This window comes from Mesorhizobium sp. M8A.F.Ca.ET.021.01.1.1, from assembly GCF_003998025.1.
GTDB lineage: Bacteria > Pseudomonadota > Alphaproteobacteria > Rhizobiales > Rhizobiaceae > Mesorhizobium.
Map to the genome: position 1 here is coordinate 1 of NZ_RZSJ01000959.1, position 1163 is coordinate 1163.

General features: G+C 67.1%; 3 protein-coding genes. 1 reads left to right on the top strand and 2 read right to left on the bottom strand.

The window, feature by feature from the left end; all coding sequences use genetic code 11:
* The coding region (rnk, locus tag EOA36_RS35790) for a nucleoside diphosphate kinase regulator (protein WP_127281266.1) at nt 1-417 on the bottom strand (417 nt) is incomplete at its 3' end.
* Nucleotides 418-427: 10 nt separating this feature from the next.
* Between rnk and EOA36_RS35795 the strand changes: the two genes are divergently transcribed.
* Nucleotides 428-628 (top strand): hypothetical protein, encoded by a 201-nt coding sequence (locus EOA36_RS35795; RefSeq protein ID WP_127281267.1) that lies wholly within the window; start codon nt 428-430, stop codon nt 626-628.
* Nucleotides 629-692: 64 nt separating this feature from the next.
* Here EOA36_RS35795 and EOA36_RS35800 read toward each other — a convergent pair.
* Nucleotides 693-1163, bottom strand: a 471-nt coding sequence (locus tag EOA36_RS35800) for an alanine racemase C-terminal domain-containing protein (RefSeq protein WP_281040116.1), incomplete at its 5' end; no start/stop codon positions are given.

A 1163-nucleotide genomic window follows, 5' to 3' on the forward strand; every position in this document is an offset into this window, starting at 1 on the left:
GTGCTCGCCGCCGCCGGCGGGCGTATCGACCGCCTCCACGGTTGCCGACAGTTTGCGGCCGCCACGGCCGCTCCAGCACACCACCTGTCCGGTGCTGACGCCGACAAGCGCCGTTCCCATCGGCGTCAGCACCGAGATCCGGTTTTCGGCAATGTCGGCGTCGCCTGGATAGACCAGCGTGATGCGCCTGATATCACCGCCTTCACCGCGAACCGTGACTGTCGACCCCATTCGCACGACGCCGGCCGGAATTGCCGCCGCTTCCGTAATCACCGCCCGGTCCAATTCCGCGAGCAGCTCATCGGCCGTCTCGGGCGCGCGGTCGAGCACGGTCCGGGCCAGGCCGGCCAATCTGTCATGGTCGGTGTCGCTGATTAGAATCTGGGCGGATGGATGCAGTCCCGTTGCATGTTGCATGGCAAACCTCATGGATCGGCGCATCGAGCGGATGCGCGCTTGCCGCCGCGTTGACGGCGGCCTGATGAAAGCCGGCAGCCGCGGAGAGCGGTGCGGCTTGATGGCGATGGGTGGATGTATGGATGCCCCGGTACGGACGAACGCCGAAAGGCGGCCGCGCCGGGGCTACGATCCCGCGATCGGGCAGACCCTGAACAAGGTTCTGATATAAGCGAGGTTGCTCATGCGCCGAACCTTGCCGACAGGCGTCCGCTTGTCAAGCGCGGCCAAACCGCTCAACCGCCGACAAAGCGCCGGTGGAAGCGCGTGCCGAGACTGGCCAGGATTTCGTAGCCGATGGTGCCGGCATGGCCGGCGGCGTCGTCGACGGTTTGCGAAGGGCCGAGCAGTTCGACGAGATCCCCTTCGCGAAGCTTGCCGGGCGGCAGGGCGGAAATGTCGAGAATGATCGAATCCATCGACACCCGTCCGAGGAAGGGCAGGCGCACCCCCTCGAACCAGGCGGCCGACGCGGACCGGCGCAGCCAGCCATCCGCATAGCCGAACGAGATCGTCGCCAGGCTGAGCGGCGCTTCCGCGTGATAGGTGTGGCCATAGCCGATGCCGGTGCCCTGTTCGACGCTGCGCGTCTGCGCCACCTTGGCCTGCAGCCGCACCACGGGCAGCATCGGGTTGGGTTCGGCGGGCGTCGGATTGATGCCGTAGAGCGCGGCGCCAGGGCGGGCCAGATCATAATGGTACGACGG

Bases quoted from the DNA above. Each gene is read 5' to 3' on its own strand.
- EOA36_RS35795 (WP_127281267.1), top strand. From the start codon at position 428: ATGGATCGGCGCATCGAGCGGATGCGCGCTTGCCGCCGCGTTGACGGC.